Raw genomic sequence first — 16,260 nt, 5'->3', positions numbered from 1 at the left:
GAAAAATCGGTTTTTATAATATAATTTTTTTAAAAAAAGAATAAAATATTGAATATAATTTTGAAAAAATAAATCAAAAATTAGCAATATCGAATAAAATTATTAAAAAAAATTGATGAAAGTAATAAAAATAGAGGATATCCTACTTTCCAATATCTTCCACCAATTCCTTTGCATAGGGAGTGATGTTTTCATTGAGCATCCTATCTAAAAACTGACCCGTATATGTTCCGGCTTCGGCAATCTCCTCAGGTGTTCCTGTGGCTATCACTTCCCCTCCGCCGTCACCGCCTTCAGGACCGAGGTCGATTATATGGTCTGCCGTTTTGATGACATCCAAATTATGCTCAATGACAACTACTGAATTTCCCGCATCAGTCAATCTTGCAAGAACCTCCAGCAGTCTTTTAATGTCTGCAAAGTGAAGGCCGGTAGTCGGCTCATCCAAAATATACAATGTCTTGCCTGTGCTTGTCTTTGACAGCTCTTTTGCCAGTTTAATCCTCTGGGCTTCACCACCGGACAATGTGGTTGCAGGCTGGCCTATCTTCATATAGCCCAATCCGACATCATATAATGTCTGAAGCTTTTTGGTGATTTTCGGAATGTTTTCAAAGAATTCCAGAGCCTCCTCAACAGTCATCTCTAGAACCTCATAGATGTTTTTGCCCTTATACCTTATGTCCAAAGTCTCTTCATTGTACCTTTTGCCGCCGCAGACCTCACACGGCACATAGACATCAGCCAGAAAGTGCATTTCAATCTGCACAATACCGTCTCCGGAACAGGCTTCACATCTTCCGCCCTTGACGTTGAATGAGAATCTTCCGGGCTTGTATCCCCTTGCCTTTGACTCGGGTGTGCTTGCAAAGAGGTCACGAATGTCAGTGAATACGCCTGTGTATGTTGCAGGATTTGACCTTGGGGTCCTGCCGATAGGTTTCTGATTGATGGCAATTACCTTGTCGATGTTTTCAAGGCCTTCAATGTCATCATATTTTCCTGCAAATGTGAATTTCTTGGACAGCTTGCCGTGGGCCCCCTTGTATAATATCTCATTAATCAGACTGCTTTTACCGGATCCGCTGACACCTGTAACGCAGGTGAATTTACCCAACGGGATTTCAACATCAATATCCTTCAGATTGTTTTGGGCGGCACCGATTATCTTAATAAATTTGCCGTTGCCCTGCCTTCTTTCACTAGGAATATCAATCTTCTTGACCCTTGAGATGTACTGGCCGGTGATGGAGTCTGGATTGTTCATGATGTCAAGAGGTGTTCCCTGGGCAACAATCTTTCCGCCGTGCTCGCCCGCACCGGGACCGATATCCACAACATGGTCTGCCGAGAGGATGGTTTCCTCATCATGCTCGACAACAACCAAGGTATTTCCTAAGTCTTTGAGCCTTTTCAGTGCTTCAATGAGCTTGATGTTGTCCCTCTGGTGAAGGCCTATGCTCGGCTCGTCCAAAATGTACAGCACGCCAACAAGACCGGAACCGATTTGGGTTGCCAGCCTTATCCTCTGGGCCTCACCGCCGGACAGTGTCCCAGATGACCTTGACATTGACAGATAGTCAAGCCCCACTTCGACAAGAAAACTTAAGCGCTCCTTGATTTCCTTTAAAACTTCCTTTGCAATGAAGTTTTCCCTTTCGGTCAATTCCAAATCCTGGAAGAACTGATATGAATCCTTTATAGGCAGGTCACAAACGTCAATGATTGACTTGCCGCCGACCGTTACGGCCAGGACCTCCGGCCTTAACCTTTTTCCACCGCAAACATGACATTTCCTGTCGCTCATGAATTTTGAAAGGTATTTTCTTGAATAGTTGGATTTGGTTTCAATGTATAGTCTCTCCATTCTTGGAATGACACCTTCAAACTTACGGTTGACCATGTAGGACTTGTTTCTTCTTTTGAATGTGAAGGCTATCTTGTCCTTGCAGCCGTATAGGATGGTGTTTTGATATTCCTTGTCCAATTCATCAAATGGAACATCCATGCTGAAGCTGAAGTGCTTTGAAACTGCCTCAAGCATCTGATAGTAATAGTTTTCCCTTTTGGATGACTTTGACCATGGCGCAATGGCCCCCTCATTCAATGTTAAAGTCTTGTCCGGAACAATCAAATCAGGATCTATTTCCATTTTGGAGCCGATACCGTTACATTCGGGACATGCTCCCTGAGGCGCATTGAATGAGAACATCCTTGGGGTCAGCTCCTCAAAGTTGATGCCGCAGTCAACACATGCAAAGTGTTCTGAATATTTCTTCTCGTATTCATCGTCATCCGTTGTAAACAGGATTGTAATCAATCCGTCTGCAAATTCCGCTGCGGTTTCCAGTGAATCGACAAGCCTCCTTTTGAAATCGACATCCTTTCTAATCTTAAGCCTGTCCACAACAACATCAATGCTGTGCCTGTATGTCTTTGCAAGGTCAATGTCCTCTTCCAAATCCCTTATCTCACCGTCAACACGTACCCTTACAAACCCCTTATTCCTCAAATCATCCAGAACATCCTTGTGCTGGCCTTTCTTGTCACGGACAACAGGAGACAGGATTTGAATCTTAATCCCTTCTCCCTCTTCGATTATTGACTCGCCGATTTGACCAATTGTCTGCTGTGATACCTCACGCCCGCAGTTGGGACAGTGCGGAATGCCTATCCTTGCAAAAAGTAACCTCAAGTAATCATAAATTTCAGTAATTGTGCCCACAGTAGACCTTGGATTTTCCCTTGTAGTCTTCTGGTCGATTGAAATCGCAGGGGACAGGCCTTCAATGGATTCCATTTCAGGCTTTTTCATTTGCCCCAGGAACTGTCTTGCATATGCTGACAGGGACTCGACATATCTGCGCTGTCCTTCAGCATAGATAGTGTCGAAAGCCAGCGAAGACTTACCTGATCCACTGAGTCCTGTAATTACAATGAATTCATCACGGGGGACACTGACATCAATATCCTGGAGATTGTGCTCACGTGCACCCTTGATGACAATCTGTTTTTTAGAATCTGTCATAATATAACTCCTTAATATTATTAGATACTATCCAATATAAAATACTTTTAGAGAGAGCATCTGAAAAATAAAATTTCTCCATACAGAAAAAAATATTAAAAAACAGGAAAAATTTTCTCTTAAGAGAAAATTATTTATCAAACCCTTTCAAGGCATAAAGCTTGTTTCTCAAATCTGCAGCACGCTCAAAGTCCAGCCTTGCAGCAGCATCCTTCATGTCCTTTTCCAAATCACGAATCAGCAGGCGAAGCTCGTCTTTAGGTATCTTATCAATATCAGTGCCTTTGAATTTGTATTTCTCATCTTCCTCGGCTAATTTCTCCTTCAAGGTTCTTTGGGTTGATTTCGGCACTATGCCGTGGACCTCGTTATACTTCATCTGCAGCTTGCGCCTTTTGAGTGTGGTCTCATATGCATTTTTAACCGAATCGGTCATCTCATCCACATACATTATCACACGTCCGTTGACGTTTCTTGCCGCACGGCCTATGGTCTGAATCAGGGAGGTTTCGTTTCTTAAAAACCCTTCCTTGTCGGCATCAAGAATGGCCACAAGAGACACCTCCGGCAGGTCAAGCCCTTCACGAAGAAGGTTTACCCCCACAAGCACATCGAACTTTCCACGCCTCAAGTCATCCACAATGTCAATCCTCTCCAGGGTATCGATTTCGGAGTGCATGTACCTGACCTTCACGCCGATTCTTGCATAGTAGTCAGTCAGATCCTCCGCCATCCTTTTTGTCAATGTGGTGACCAGGACCCTCTCATCCTTTTCGGCAGTCAGCTTAACCTCCTCAAGCAGATCCTCAACCTGTCCTGTCACCGGCCTTATTAGAACTTCAGGGTCAACCAGACCTGTCGGACGGATGATCTGCTCGACGACATTTCTTGACTTTGCAAGCTCATAGGGACCTGGAGTTGCGGACACATAGATGACCTGATTTACCGATGATTCGAATTCGTCAAATCGCAAAGGCCTGTTCTCCTTGGCCGAAGGCAACCTGAAGCCGTGCTCGACCAGGGTCTCCTTACGTGCACGGTCCCCATTGTACATGCCCCTGATTTGGGGAACCGTGACGTGGGACTCATCGATTATAGTCAAAAAGTCATCCGGGAAGTATTTCAATAGGGAATATGGTTTTTCACCCCATTCACGGCCTGACAGATGCATCGAATAGTTTTCCACACCCGGACAGTATCCCATTTCCTGAAGCATTTCTATATCAAAACGGGTTCTCTGCTCCAGCCTTTGGGCTTCAAGGACCTTTCCCATGGCATTGAATTCGTTAAGTCTTTCATCCAATTCAGCGGAAATCTTGGAGATTGCCACATCCATCTTGTCCTGGCCGACAACAAAGTGCTTTGCCGGGAAAATCATGTATCTCTTAAGGGATTCCCTTTTCTTGCCGGTTACCCTATCAATCAGACTGATTGCGTCTATCTCATCGCCGAACAGTTCTATTCTTATCGGCGGTGTTCCGTGAACCGGATTGATTTCTATGACATCCCCTCTGACCCTGAACTGTCCGCGGTCAAATTCTATGTCATTTCGCTCATACTGCATGAAAATAAGTTTGGATATTATTTCAGACCGGTCATAGATATCTCCTACAGCAATCCCAAAGGCAAACTCGCCATAGTCTTCAGGCGAACCGATACCATAAATGCAGCTTACACTGCTGACCACAATGACATCATCCCTTGAAAGAAGAGACTGTGTGGCGGAGTGCCTCATTATGTCTATGTCATCATTGATGGAAGCTTCCTTGTCTATGAAGGTGTCTGTTCTGGGCACATAGGCTTCCGGCTGGTAATAATCATAATAGCTTACAAAGTATTCCACTGCATTGTCAGGGAAGAATTCCTTAAATTCCTCATATAGCTGTGCCGCTAAGGTCTTGTTGTGTGAGATTACAAGGGTCGGCTTTTGAACTTTTTCAATGACATTCGCCATCGTGAAAGTCTTGCCGGAACCTGTCACTCCCAAAAGAGTCTGCTCCTTTAAGCCATCCTCAATTCCTCTGGTTAAGGAATCGATTGCCTTTGGCTGATCGCCCAGTGGTTTATAGGGCGAATCTAATTTGAATTCCTTCATGGTATCTAATTCTTGACGGAAATGTTGAAACTTATATGGATATAGTTCGGAGCGCAGCAAGGGACTACCTTCTCATCCCTTATCACCAAATCACCATAACCCCTAAACTCCTTTTGCAAATCCTTTTTGATGTTGGATACGACATCCTCATTATAAACCCTCAGGGAACCTAAAAATACTGTTTTGGCAGCCATGTTCATTACGGATACGGAATCGACAACATCCATCTCATTGTATTTTGCCAGAATGGCATTGGATTCATCAACGAGTTCCTGTTTGATTTTTTCCTTATCGATTGGCATTTTATTCCCTCAAAGCATCTGCAATGCTTTTTGCAAGCGATACTCGTGAAGTGTCTGAAGACAAACTGTTGGTACCGATGATCTTGCCTGCACCAGCCTCATAGATTCTTGTAGCCCCGTTGTTGGTTAGTATCGGGTGTACGCAGCATACATCCACCGCAGACGCACCATACTGTTTTAGAATGTTTATTGCATTTACAATTGTTCCGCCAGTGGCTATGATGTCATCAATGATTACGGCATGCATTCCCTTTACGGAATCGATGTTGACAGTGTTTTCGCTTTCGCTGTCACATCTAACGTCAACGATTCTGGTTTCCACCTTATCCGGGCCTAGACGCACTTTTGTCAGGTAAGTGCAGTCGCATCCGATGATTTCGGAAATTTCCTGTGCAAAGCCGTATGCCCCCTTGTCCGGAGCGATGATCAATGGCTTTTCATCAGTCTTTCTAAAGTATTTCTTATTCATGTATTCGGCAATTGCAGGCATGGCTGAGAGGTTTCTTGCCGGAATATTGAAGAAATCAAGTACACATTCCTCATGGATATTGAATGTAAGGAACTCATCGGCACCTGCAGATTCAATCAGATTGCAGATGATTTTGGCAGATACGGATTCACCGTCATTGAATCGCTTTTCCTGTCTGGCATATCCCATGTACGGAACCACAACCCTTACCCTTTTGGCCCCCAGATCCTTGAGTGTTGAAATCATGAACAACAGTTCCATCAAATTCTCGTCCTGAGGATATCCTGTTGACTGGATAACGGTTACTTCATCCTCAATCGCACCTCCGATTCTCAAATACCTTTCTCCATCCGGAAAGTTCCTTGTTTCGACATAACTTACTTTTTCACCAAGTTCCTTGGCCACATGACTGGCTAGATCCTGGGAAGCTGAACCACCAATAATCATAATATCACCAAAATTATCATATGTTGAAATATTTGTCATTTATGAATAAAAAAGTTAAGTATTAATATTAAAAAGTATACTTTTATAATCATGAAAAAAATTTTAATTGCAATAGTGTTGATAGTCGTTGCACTCATACTTTCAACGGCCATAAGTCCGGTCATGATCCTTGCTGAAGATGCAGAAGAAGGAATTCCAGGTGTCGACATGGCGGCCAGAATCGGCCTGACAGGATTCGAATGGGTTTACCCTGGAAGTTCACACAATGCCAAGGGGGAAACTTTGCACAACATTCACTTCATTGACCCGAACAACCCTTATGGTGCCGCCCGTGAAATTATGGAATACAGCTATGGCATATCACCACACATATTCTTTAGCGTGAACAATGCCGCGGCCGAGGCGATATTCGGTTCAAGCATCGTGGACGACATCCGTGCAAATGATGCCTATAACGGTTATGCTGGCAATGGAGACGTTAAGGGAACAATGTCCCGTGGAGATGCAGTGGGAACTGCAATGGCAAATGACGGGATGAACGTATTCCAAATTCCTATACAACTTTTAATGGGAAACATTAGCATACATTTCGGCTAATCTTTCTTCCTTTTTTTTATTTTAAAATTAATAAGCCATTCTTTAATTCATTATTACATAAAATGAGAGTGCCACACCGGCAAGAGAAATGAACAATAGGATTATTCCGTGCTTTCTGAGTTCACGAATCGGTGCTTGAATTAAATAGAACGGCATGAACAAACCAAAGAACGTGAATGCATTTATGGAAGTGTTTTTTGTAGCCAACCACCAAAAAAAGCCACCCCAAGAAAGAACAATAGTCAAGATATATGCTATGATTATCGCCTTTTTATTCAGCTGTGGCCTAGCACCATTATAAACATAAATCTGCTTAGGCTCGAGACCTTCAACCAATGGGGTGCCGCATTTGGCACAATAATCATAATCATCCTGATTTACAAACTCACAGTTTTCACATATTCTTGTCATTAGTTAAAATTAATACCTTTTAATATAAATTATTTTTCTAAAATCATAGCTATTTCACTAAACTTTTCGCCCAAATAATTTACATTTTCCAGTTCCGTGTAAGATCTGAATCCCAATTTTTCCAAAACCCTTTTTGATTGGGTATTTTCAATCATGTATGTTGCATAGATTTGTGAGATTTCCAAATCATCAAATGCATGTTTGATAATTGGCTTTGATGCTTCCACGACAAGACCCCGGCCCCAGTACTTCTCGCCTATCCAATATCCGAGTTCAGCAGACCCGTCTCCCCAATAATGATTCCCATCGGGATGAATCAAAAGGCCGACACATCCAATAGCCCTATCATCCAAAGTGATTGCATAGGTTTCCTTTTTAGCAAAGACCGTTTTGATAATATTCAAGCTATCTTCAACACTTTCATGAGGTGGCCAGCCTGCAATCGGACCAATCTTCGGATTGCTTGCAAATGAATACAAAGACTCCGCATCGCCTTCTTCCCAAGGCCTTAAAATAAGATGTTCTGTTTTAAAAATCATAAAAAAAAATAAGTTGAAGGGATAAATCCCTTACTTTTTCATAGCCTTTTCGACGGCTACCGCAACGGCAACACTTGCCCCGACCATCGGGTTATTTCCCATGCCAATCAGTCCCATCATCTCTACATGGGCAGGCACGGAGGATGAACCTGCAAACTGGGCATCTGAATGCATACGGCCCAATGTATCAGTCATACCATAAGATGCCGGACCTGCAGCCATATTATCAGGGTGCAGGGTTCTTCCGGTTCCACCGCCTGAAGCGACTGAGAAGTACTTTTTGCCCTGTTCAATACATTCCTTTTTGTATGTTCCGGCTACAGGATGCTGGAAACGTGTCGGGTTTGTTGAGTTACCGGTGATTGATACGTCAACCCCCTCCAGATGCATAATGGCTACGCCTTCCCTTACATCATCAGCACCATAACATCTGACCTTTGCCCTTTCACCATCGGAGTATACCTTTTCTCTAACTACATTTACCTCACCGGTAAAGTAATCGAATTCAGTTTGAACATAAGTAAATCCGTTGATTCTTGAAATGATCAGTGCGGCATCTTTTCCAAGCCCGTTTAGAATAACCCTTAAAGGTTTTTCCCTCACTTCATTAGCGGAGTTTGCAATTCCTATAGCTCCTTCTGCAGCCGCAAAACTTTCATGTCCTGCAAGAAATGCAAAGCATTCGCTTTCATCACTTAAAAGCATTGATGCCAGGTTTCCATGTCCCAAACCTACCCTCCTATCATCAGCCACACTGCCCGGAATGCAAAATGCCTGCAGACCTTCGCCGATAGCTTTGGCAGCATCGGATGCCTTTGTGCAGCCCTGCTTAATGGCTATTGCCGCTCCAAGAGTATATGCCCAGCATGCATTCTCAAAACAGATTGGCTGAACTCCCTTTACAATATCATATGGATCAAAACCTTTATCAAGACAAATCCGCTTAGCCTCTTCAAGGTCTTTGATGCCATATTTTTCAAGTACTGGAGTGATCTGGTCTATTCTTCTTTCATAACTTTCAAATAAGCTCATTTTATTCACTCCTTGGGTCTATTTTTTTAACTGCATCATCAAATCTTCCATATTGCCCTGTTGCCTTTTCGATAGCTTCCAAAGGTTCCACACCATCCTTGATGTAATCAAGCATCACACCCAGATTGATGTACTTGTAACCGATGATTTCATCATCCTCATCAAGTCCTATTTCGATAATGTAACCCTCTGTGAGCTCAAGATATCTTGGACCTTTGGCTTTTGTGGAATAGATTGTTCCAACCTGGCTTCTGTGGCCCTTTCCCAAGTCCTCAAGTCCAGCACCAATCTGAAGTCCCCCTTCTGAAAAGGCTGATTGGGTTCTTCCATAAACAATCTGTAAGAATAATTCACGCATTGCGGTATTGATTGCATCACAAACCAAATCTGTGTTCAAAGCTTCAAGAATTGTCTTTCCAACCAATATCTCACCGGCCATCGCAGCCGAATGTGTCATACCGGAACATCCTAAAGTTTCAACCAATGCCTCTTCAATAATTCCATCCTTAACATTTAACGTTAGCTTACAGCATCCCTGTTGGGGAGCGCACCATCCTATTCCATGGGTAAAACCGGAAATATCAGATATCTCTTTTGATTTGACCCATTGGCCCTCCTCCGGAATTGGAGCCGGACCATGATTTGCACCCTTTCGAACAGGACACATGTTCTCAATCTCAGTTGAATAAATCATCTTTTCAATCCTCAATAATTTTGCTATATTAATGTTTGGAAATAATCTTAAATAAAAATTTTGAAAAGGGAAGTTATGTTTAAACACAATTTATATAATCTAATATAATTATACTTTTTAATAGGTGGCGAAATGATTGAGTGGACCTTATGTAAAAACTGTAAAAAATTATTAGACAATAACCAGAAGACCTGTCCATTTTGCGGTAGCGAAGTTGAAGTGTATCACATAGACTATCTGAAAAACATGCTTTTAACATTGACTTTTTCCATAAAAGCATTGAACAATGAGATTTTGCTTAAAAGTTGCCCCGAAATCAGCAATCTGAAATCGGAAAAAATTAATTTGGAAACAGTCATAATGGAAGACCTCTTTAAATGGTTCAGCTATTTGGGCTTGGGAGATGAGGTTATTTCAGATAACGAACTGGAGTTTATAAACACTCTTCTGGACGCCGATTACTCAAGAGACGAAATACTTGCCCTTGCCGATGCCAAGCTGGATAGCAATCCGCCAGTCTCATTTAAATACCTCGATGAACTCGATTCATTTGCCGCAGACTGGGGAATGGGCAACATTGGATTTTCCAACTCTCTGTATGACTGCTACTCGCTGTTCGGCAAATTCTTCATAACAGTTGACAACGAACTTAATGATAAGGTCTATGGGGAATATGAGAAGTACATCAAAACATTAAAGGGGAGTTTAAGCAATTATGAACCGTCTTCATTTGGTCAGATGCCAAGAAAAATTGAACAGAAGGAACAGGCACGTGAAGAAAGCCACTCCCTTGATGAGTATCTTGATGAACTCAATCGTCTGATTGGTCTTGAAAAGGTTAAAAAAGATGTCAATTCATTGATTAATCTGGTTCAGATCAGAAAGATAAGAGAGAATCGAGGCATCAAACAGCCTCCAATGAGCCTGCACCTAGTTTTTTCAGGCAATCCCGGAACAGGCAAGACCACCGTTGCAAGACTTCTCTCCAAAATCTATCACGAAATCGGAATTCTTTCAAAAGGACACCTGATTGAAACCGACCGCAGCGGATTGGTTGGCGGTTATGTTGGCCAGACCGCAATCAAGACACAGGAGGTCATTCAAAATTCCCTGGGAGGAATTCTATTCATTGATGAGGCATACAGTTTGGCTTCAAAAAGTGAAAACGACTATGGTGCCGAAGCGATTGACACCCTCCTAAAGGCAATGGAAGACCACAGGGATGATTTGATTGTCATTGTTGCCGGTTACCCCGCATTGATGGATAATTTCCTGAATTCCAATCCCGGCCTGGAGTCAAGATTCAACAAATTCATCTATTTTGATGATTATGATTCCGATGAATTGTACAAGATATTCATCCTGATGTGCGAGGATGCAAGCCTGTCTTTGGACAAGCCTGGAGAGGAGTATGTGAAACAATACTTTGAAAAGATCTATGAAACAAGGTCCAACAACTTTGCAAACGGCAGGTTCGTTAGAAACTTCTTTGAAGAGGTTTTAACTGCCCAGGCAAATAGGCTTGCTGGAAAAGAGAATTTGACTGATGAAGAATTAAATACATTGACTTATGAAGATTTTCTGATTGAAGAGGAATAATTATGAAGGTTAAAGACGGAATAATAGGTTTGCTTATTGGTGATGCTTTGGGGGTTCCAGTTGAGTTTGAAGCAAGAGAAAGCTTAAAAAGATGCCCCATCAGAAGAATGGAAGGTTGCGGGACATATGACCAGCCTGCAGGAACCTGGTCAGATGACACATCAATGACACTGGCCACAATGGCAAGCATTGTAAACAAAAAGGATATTGACTATGACGACATAATGGAAAACTTCTGCAAATGGTATAAACGGGAAATCTATTGGCAGACCCCATGTTTCGACATTGGAATCACCATCAGCCGTGCATTAGATAGTTACCTCAATGGAACACCTGCACACAAATGCGGACTTGACGGCGAAAGAGACAACGGGAACGGTTCACTGATGCGAATCCTTCCACTGGCATACATTCCAGACATCGATTATGAAACAATCGAAAACATCTCCAGCCTGACCCATGCGCACAAAAGGTCCAAAATAGCTTGCGTGCTATACATTGAAATCGCCAAATCAATGCTTGAAAATGAAAACCTGACAATTGACGAACACATTCAAGGTGCATGCGATAAGATAAAAGATTACTATAAAGATTCAAAAGAATTGATTCACTTCAAGAGGATATTTGATGATGATTTAAACGATGTCGACACAATAAAAAGCAAGGGTTATGTGATATACACGTTTGAAAGCGTGATTCATTGCCTGAAGAATACCGGCAACTATAGGGATGCAGTCCTGAAGGCCGTTAATTTGGGTGAGGACACCGACACCACAGCGGCAATCTGCGGCGGACTGGCCGGAATTTATTACGGATTTGATGATATACCTATATGTTGGATTGATACAGTTGACCAAATTGACAAGGTGCTTTCATTATGTGAAAAATACGAGGAATTTTGTGATGAATCTAAGTGAAACTATCAAAAATATTAGGGCTTCCTGCAATAATTATGCCGACCCTGATCTGGTGGCCACAATAATCCATGAAAACTACTGCATGGGAACAAACAATATTCTGGAATTCGGTGATTACGGTATTGAAAACGAGGACAGTTTCGAAAAAAGAATCCTGAAAATCCTGAAGCATGAACATGTGTTTTTTGCAGCAGGAATGCTGTCATTCATTCCGATAATCAACGAATGCGACATCTACTCAATAAATGACTGCAATCTGAAGCTCACGCAAGAAGAATTCGACAAATACGCCCAGGAAAAAGAAAGGATTTTCGGAATCCTGATAAAAAAAGATTCAAACAATTTCGTTATCGGAACTACAGATCGCTGCGGCTGTAAAATTGATGCCTCATTTAAAGAAATCGAAAAAAGCGATTCAGAATTATACAGAAAAATGGAAGAAATTGCAGATAAGCTAATTATCTATTAAATTTCTCTTTATTCTCTCCCACATCGCCTGTTCTTCACCACAGCCGGTCATGATGACATAGTCGTAGCTGGAATTGCGAGCCAAATCAGTCAACTTTTCGATTCTCGCATCCATCTTCTCATAACTCAACGGATAAAATTCGGCATCAGGATACTCCTCTTTGATTATTTCATAATATTCACGAGCCTTATCGATGGACTTTCTTCCAGGAACAACAATGACATGGGCAGGATTCATGCTTTTTACAACCTCAAAGTGGTCTTCAAAGATTTCCTCCTCATTCTCTTCAGGGGTTGTGTAAATGAACTCCAAAGGCCCATCCACATATTGCTTCATGAACATCGCATTTATTTTTATGGCATCCCCATTGTCCCCCTGTCCAAGTCCGACATATTTGCCGCCGATGTCAACCACTTCAAATCTTCCCGGCGGAATGAATGACATGTCCAGGTTATTGAAGATTTCTTTTATTGTACTCTCGATTCTTTCAACCTTCGGCGTGAATGTTGCATAGGCGGTAATTGAAGCCAATGTATTGTAAATGTTGTGGAAACCGAATGGCGGTACTGTTAAGTCAAGGTTAAATTTAACATCTCTGGAAGCCGTGTAATTGAACAAGTCCCCTTCAATGGTTAACTTCCATGAATCCCGGTTGAACTGCACATCAGTTAGCTTTACATTTGGTTCTGGTCGTTTGAATCCGCAGCTGCATTCATAAAGGCCTCTGTGATTTAGGAAATGTCTTGAGTAACTTAACATTTCGCCGCATTTAGGGCATTCGATAGCTTCACAGCCCACGTCCTCAATGCCGTCAGCTGCAATACCATAATAGTTAACATCAACATCAACAGACTTATCAAGACCGATTAGTGCAGTTCTCGGATCATCCGCATTGGTTACGACAGCCCCCCTTTTCATGCCTTGGGACAATAGCTTCTTAGCCTTATAATAATCCTCAAACGGGTTTTTGATTCCTGCAACCTGGGTATGTTCTTGGGAAATGGTGGTGTATACAACACCAATCGGATCTATCAATCTTTGAACTGTATCCGGAATACCATATGTCAAGTTACGAATTCCGTATTCGAATATGCCCAAATCCCCTTTTTGATTTATTAAAGCTGTTACGATTGAGTTCAAAATATTGTTTTCATAGCTTCTTCTGATTTGAACATCGTTTGACATTAGTTTGATTAATAAAGTTGTAGTAGTTGTCTTTCCATTTGTTCCGGTAACGAGTACAGAACCTATTTTCAAATCTGAAGCCAATCTGGTGATTCCGTCCTCACCTGCAATCTTAGTAAAAATATGTCCAGGATAGGTTCCACCACTTCCAGGCCCCCTTTTTGCCATTAGGGTTGCAAGTTTTCCGGATATTTTTGCAATATTAAATTTAACAGTTCCAACCATGGTTAATATATTACAAATAAATAGTATATAAGAATTATTATATTAACAAAAAAAGCTTGAAATCAAAAATAAAGTAAAATTAGAAAAAAAGTTAAAAATTAATCCAACCTAGTTTGTGGTTGGATTATTAATATTTGTTTGCGGAACTTTTTCAGCAACTCTGGAACCGATGTTCTTCATCTTTTCAATCAATGAATCCTTTTTGGAACCGCTGATTAAAATGTTTTCCAAAACATCACTCAGGGTTTCGGTTGGAATGATTTCAATCATATCCTCATATTTTTTCTCAATCATGACGTCCTTTAAGTTGGATTTTGGAATCAATACCTTTTTCATTCCCGCTTCTGCTGCAGCTTCAATCTTAGCTGTTGCTCCACCAATAGGCATTACGTCTCCACGCACATTAAGTGAACCTGTTAATGCAACTGTCTGGTCAATCGGAATATCTTCAACTGCAGATATCACTGCTGTTGCAATGCTCACACTAGCTGAATCTCCCTCAACGCCATCGTAAGTCTGGATGAACTGAACGTGGATGTCATAATTTGAGATATCCTTGTTGGTGTACTTTTTAATCAGTGCACTTACGTTCTGTACGGATTCCTGAGCTATCTCACCCAATTTACCTGTAGCAATGATTTGGCCACCGTTTTTAGATTGGGTTGGTGCTGCTTCAGCGGCGATTGGTGATACGATTCCGCTCCTATCTCCAATTACAGCAAGCCCATTTACAAGACCGACTCTTCCACCTTCAGCGGAAACCATACTGTAATCCTTTCTTTGCATGATTGACCTGTCAGCTATTTGCTGCTCAAGGGTTCTTGCGAATTTTTTAGCTTCAAATACATGGTCTGCAGTTACTAGATTATCGCCTTTTTCAATGGCCACATCTCCAGCAGATCTTACCAATCCGCCCAAATCTCTTAATCTTAAAGTCAAAGCATTCTGCTTTCCGGATCTTCTTTTTGCTTCCATGATGATTTCATCCAATGCATCAGGAGCAAAGTGTGGAATTCTACCATCGTTTTTAACTTCCTGAGCTACGAACTGTACCAGTTTTTCCCTGTTCTCAGTGGTGTCTTCCATATAATCCTTCATGAACACCTCATAACCGTATCCTCTGATTCTTGACCTCATTGCAATGTGCATTCCTTCAAGAACCTGAAGGTTACCTGATGCCACAAGTACAAAGTCACATGGCACTGCCTGAGACCTCACCATGGCCCCGCTTGAGTTTTCGCTTTGACCAGTGATTGAGTATTGCTTTTCTTGCATTGCAGACAAAAGCTCCTGTTGGGTTTTCATAGACATTGTACCGATTTCATCAATGTATAAAACCCCTCTGTTAGCTTTGTGAATCATACCTGCCTCCACACGTTCGTGTGCTGGAGTTCCAAGACCACCGGATTGGTATGGGTCGTGCCTTACATCACCCAATAGGGCTCCCGCATGAGAACCTGTCGCATCCATAAACGGTGCAAATCTGGATTCCGCATTATTAACCAACAATTTAGGAGACAAATTATTAGCTTTCGGCTTAATCTGTATTGAAATGAGTAATATTAACGCAGCCGCGATAATGGATTCCAATAATCTACCATACATGAATCCAATAACCAGTATTCCACCAATAGCAAACATTGTAATTATTGTTTTTTTCTCTTCCTGACCTTTTGCAGACCCTTTAGTTGCCTTTACGATTTTTTTACCTTCACCTGCCGGCACGGTTCTGATTAATGGGTGATTATTGTCCTCCATATTCGGATATACCAATATGTCCTGTAAAGTTTCATGAGGAAGAATCTGTGCCATACCTTTAGCAAGCATTGACTTTCCAACACCAGGATCTCCAATCAATAAGACATTCCTTCTTTGTTTAGCTGCTTTTTTAATTGTCTCAATGGATTCCTCATGTCCAATAACCTGATCAATCAATAAAGGTGGAACTTCAATATCTTGTGAGCTTTTAATATTATCATAATCTAACATGGGTTTAGTTTCTTCGCCGGAAGATGACTCATCCACTTCGCTAGAAGTTACCTCTTCCACTTCCGCTTCAACTATTTCTTCAACAGAAGAATCCTCCATAGATTCTTGTTCCTCGAATTTCATTAAAAATTACCTCACTATATAAATAAATTCATCATTACACAATTAAGTTTCATATACTATTTAAATATTATTTTTTAATTATATAAAAAGTTTTTTATTTTAGTAAATAAAAGTTAGAAAAATATTTCCCAAATGCAAT

At 41.6% G+C, this 16,260-nt stretch carries 14 protein-coding genes; 4 read left to right on the top strand and 10 right to left on the bottom strand.

The window, feature by feature from the left end; all coding sequences use genetic code 11:
- Positions 1-142: 142 nt before the first annotated feature.
- The 4 genes from uvrA to ACKI4K_RS09645 form a co-directional block, all read right to left on the bottom strand.
- On the bottom strand, positions 143-3,031 hold the full coding sequence (gene uvrA, locus ACKI4K_RS09660) for an excinuclease ABC subunit UvrA (RefSeq protein WP_407424610.1): 2,889 nt from the start codon (positions 3,029-3,031) through the stop codon (positions 143-145).
- Between the two features lie 127 nt (positions 3,032-3,158).
- The gene (uvrB, locus tag ACKI4K_RS09655; protein ID WP_407424606.1) at positions 3,159-5,123 is read right to left on the bottom strand and encodes an excinuclease ABC subunit UvrB; all 1,965 of its coding nucleotides are present in this window, start codon (positions 5,121-5,123) and stop codon (positions 3,159-3,161) included.
- 5 nt (positions 5,124-5,128) lie between these two features.
- Positions 5,129-5,425, bottom strand: coding sequence for a hypothetical protein (locus ACKI4K_RS09650; protein ID WP_407424604.1), 297 nt, complete (start codon positions 5,423-5,425; stop codon positions 5,129-5,131).
- Between the two features lies 1 nt (position 5,426).
- Entirely contained in the window at positions 5,427-6,341 is a 915-nt protein-coding gene (locus ACKI4K_RS09645) for a ribose-phosphate diphosphokinase (RefSeq protein WP_407424602.1), read from the bottom strand.
- A 90-nt stretch (positions 6,342-6,431) separates the two neighbouring features.
- On the opposite strand from ACKI4K_RS09645, the gene ACKI4K_RS09640 reads away from it, so the two are divergent.
- Positions 6,432-6,938, top strand: coding sequence for a hypothetical protein (locus tag ACKI4K_RS09640; protein ID WP_407424601.1), 507 nt, complete (start codon positions 6,432-6,434; stop codon positions 6,936-6,938).
- 42 nt (positions 6,939-6,980) lie between these two features.
- Here the strand turns inward: ACKI4K_RS09640 and ACKI4K_RS09635 are convergent, their stop codons facing one another.
- The 4 genes from ACKI4K_RS09635 to ACKI4K_RS09620 are packed head-to-tail and all read right to left on the bottom strand — an operon-like array spanning position 6,981 to position 9,614.
- Positions 6,981-7,349, bottom strand: a complete 369-nt coding sequence (locus tag ACKI4K_RS09635; RefSeq protein WP_407424599.1) for a zinc ribbon domain-containing protein — start codon at positions 7,347-7,349, stop codon at positions 6,981-6,983.
- A gap of 29 nt (positions 7,350-7,378) precedes the next feature.
- The gene (locus ACKI4K_RS09630; RefSeq protein WP_407424597.1) at positions 7,379-7,888 is read right to left on the bottom strand and encodes a GNAT family N-acetyltransferase; all 510 of its coding nucleotides are present in this window, start codon (positions 7,886-7,888) and stop codon (positions 7,379-7,381) included.
- A gap of 30 nt (positions 7,889-7,918) precedes the next feature.
- On the bottom strand, positions 7,919-8,920 hold the full coding sequence (locus ACKI4K_RS09625) for a GGGtGRT protein (protein ID WP_407424595.1): 1,002 nt from the start codon (positions 8,918-8,920) through the stop codon (positions 7,919-7,921).
- A 1-nt stretch (position 8,921) separates the two neighbouring features.
- On the bottom strand, positions 8,922-9,614 hold the full coding sequence (locus ACKI4K_RS09620; protein ID WP_407424593.1) for an iron-sulfur cluster assembly scaffold protein: 693 nt from the start codon (positions 9,612-9,614) through the stop codon (positions 8,922-8,924).
- A gap of 132 nt (positions 9,615-9,746) precedes the next feature.
- Between ACKI4K_RS09620 and ACKI4K_RS09615 the strand changes: the two genes are divergently transcribed.
- From ACKI4K_RS09615 to ACKI4K_RS09605, 3 genes are read left to right on the top strand one after another with little or no spacing between them, the layout of a single operon-like run.
- Positions 9,747-11,213 carry an AAA family ATPase gene (locus tag ACKI4K_RS09615; RefSeq protein WP_407424591.1) on the top strand — a complete coding sequence of 489 codons (1,467 nt, stop codon included), beginning with the start codon at positions 9,747-9,749 and terminating at the stop codon, positions 11,211-11,213.
- A gap of 2 nt (positions 11,214-11,215) precedes the next feature.
- Positions 11,216-12,130, top strand: a complete 915-nt coding sequence (locus tag ACKI4K_RS09610; RefSeq protein WP_407424589.1) for an ADP-ribosylglycohydrolase family protein — start codon at positions 11,216-11,218, stop codon at positions 12,128-12,130.
- The gene (locus ACKI4K_RS09605; protein ID WP_407424587.1) at positions 12,117-12,599 is read left to right on the top strand and encodes a hypothetical protein; all 483 of its coding nucleotides are present in this window, start codon (positions 12,117-12,119) and stop codon (positions 12,597-12,599) included. The genes ACKI4K_RS09610 and ACKI4K_RS09605 overlap by 14 nt, the downstream gene beginning before the upstream one ends.
- Here the strand turns inward: ACKI4K_RS09605 and ACKI4K_RS09600 are convergent.
- Both ACKI4K_RS09600 and lonB read right to left on the bottom strand, forming a co-directional pair.
- A complete protein-coding gene (locus ACKI4K_RS09600) occupies positions 12,585-14,009 on the bottom strand; it encodes a Mur ligase family protein (protein WP_407424585.1) in 1,425 nt (474 codons plus the stop codon). The two genes, ACKI4K_RS09605 and ACKI4K_RS09600, sit on opposite strands and share 15 nt — an antisense overlap.
- Before the next feature lie 108 nt (positions 14,010-14,117).
- On the bottom strand, positions 14,118-16,097 hold the full coding sequence (lonB, locus tag ACKI4K_RS09595; RefSeq protein ID WP_407424608.1) for an ATP-dependent protease LonB: 1,980 nt from the start codon (positions 16,095-16,097) through the stop codon (positions 14,118-14,120).
- Between the last annotated feature and the right edge of the window lie 163 nt (positions 16,098-16,260).

The sequence above is a fragment of the Methanobrevibacter sp. genome, assembly GCF_045644645.1.
In the GTDB taxonomy this organism is placed as follows: domain Archaea; phylum Methanobacteriota; class Methanobacteria; order Methanobacteriales; family Methanobacteriaceae; genus Methanocatella.
The sequence above is the reverse complement of the archived record's forward strand: the minus strand, read 5'-3'. Positions and strand labels throughout refer to the sequence as shown.

What these genes read in the sequence shown, in the direction of transcription:
- lonB (WP_407424608.1), bottom strand. Translation starts at nt 16,097, where the DNA reads ATGGAGGATTCTTCTGTTGAAGAAATAGTTGAAGCGGAAGTGGAAGAG.
- ACKI4K_RS09600 (WP_407424585.1), bottom strand. Translation starts at nt 14,009, where the DNA reads ATGGTTGGAACTGTTAAATTTAATATTGCAAAAATATCCGGAAAACTT.
- ACKI4K_RS09620 (WP_407424593.1), bottom strand. Translation starts at nt 9,614, where the DNA reads ATGATTTATTCAACTGAGATTGAGAACATGTGTCCTGTTCGAAAGGGT.
- ACKI4K_RS09605 (WP_407424587.1), top strand. Translation starts at nt 12,117, where the DNA reads ATGAATCTAAGTGAAACTATCAAAAATATTAGGGCTTCCTGCAATAAT.
- ACKI4K_RS09640 (WP_407424601.1), top strand. Translation starts at nt 6,432, where the DNA reads ATGAAAAAAATTTTAATTGCAATAGTGTTGATAGTCGTTGCACTCATA.
- ACKI4K_RS09650 (WP_407424604.1), bottom strand. Translation starts at nt 5,425, where the DNA reads ATGCCAATCGATAAGGAAAAAATCAAACAGGAACTCGTTGATGAATCC.
- ACKI4K_RS09630 (WP_407424597.1), bottom strand. Translation starts at nt 7,888, where the DNA reads ATGATTTTTAAAACAGAACATCTTATTTTAAGGCCTTGGGAAGAAGGC.
- ACKI4K_RS09610 (WP_407424589.1), top strand. Translation starts at nt 11,216, where the DNA reads ATGAAGGTTAAAGACGGAATAATAGGTTTGCTTATTGGTGATGCTTTG.
- ACKI4K_RS09645 (WP_407424602.1), bottom strand. Translation starts at nt 6,341, where the DNA reads ATGATTATTGGTGGTTCAGCTTCCCAGGATCTAGCCAGTCATGTGGCC.
- uvrB (WP_407424606.1), bottom strand. Translation starts at nt 5,123, where the DNA reads ATGAAGGAATTCAAATTAGATTCGCCCTATAAACCACTGGGCGATCAG.
- ACKI4K_RS09635 (WP_407424599.1), bottom strand. Translation starts at nt 7,349, where the DNA reads ATGACAAGAATATGTGAAAACTGTGAGTTTGTAAATCAGGATGATTAT.
- ACKI4K_RS09625 (WP_407424595.1), bottom strand. Translation starts at nt 8,920, where the DNA reads ATGAGCTTATTTGAAAGTTATGAAAGAAGAATAGACCAGATCACTCCA.
- ACKI4K_RS09615 (WP_407424591.1), top strand. Translation starts at nt 9,747, where the DNA reads ATGATTGAGTGGACCTTATGTAAAAACTGTAAAAAATTATTAGACAAT.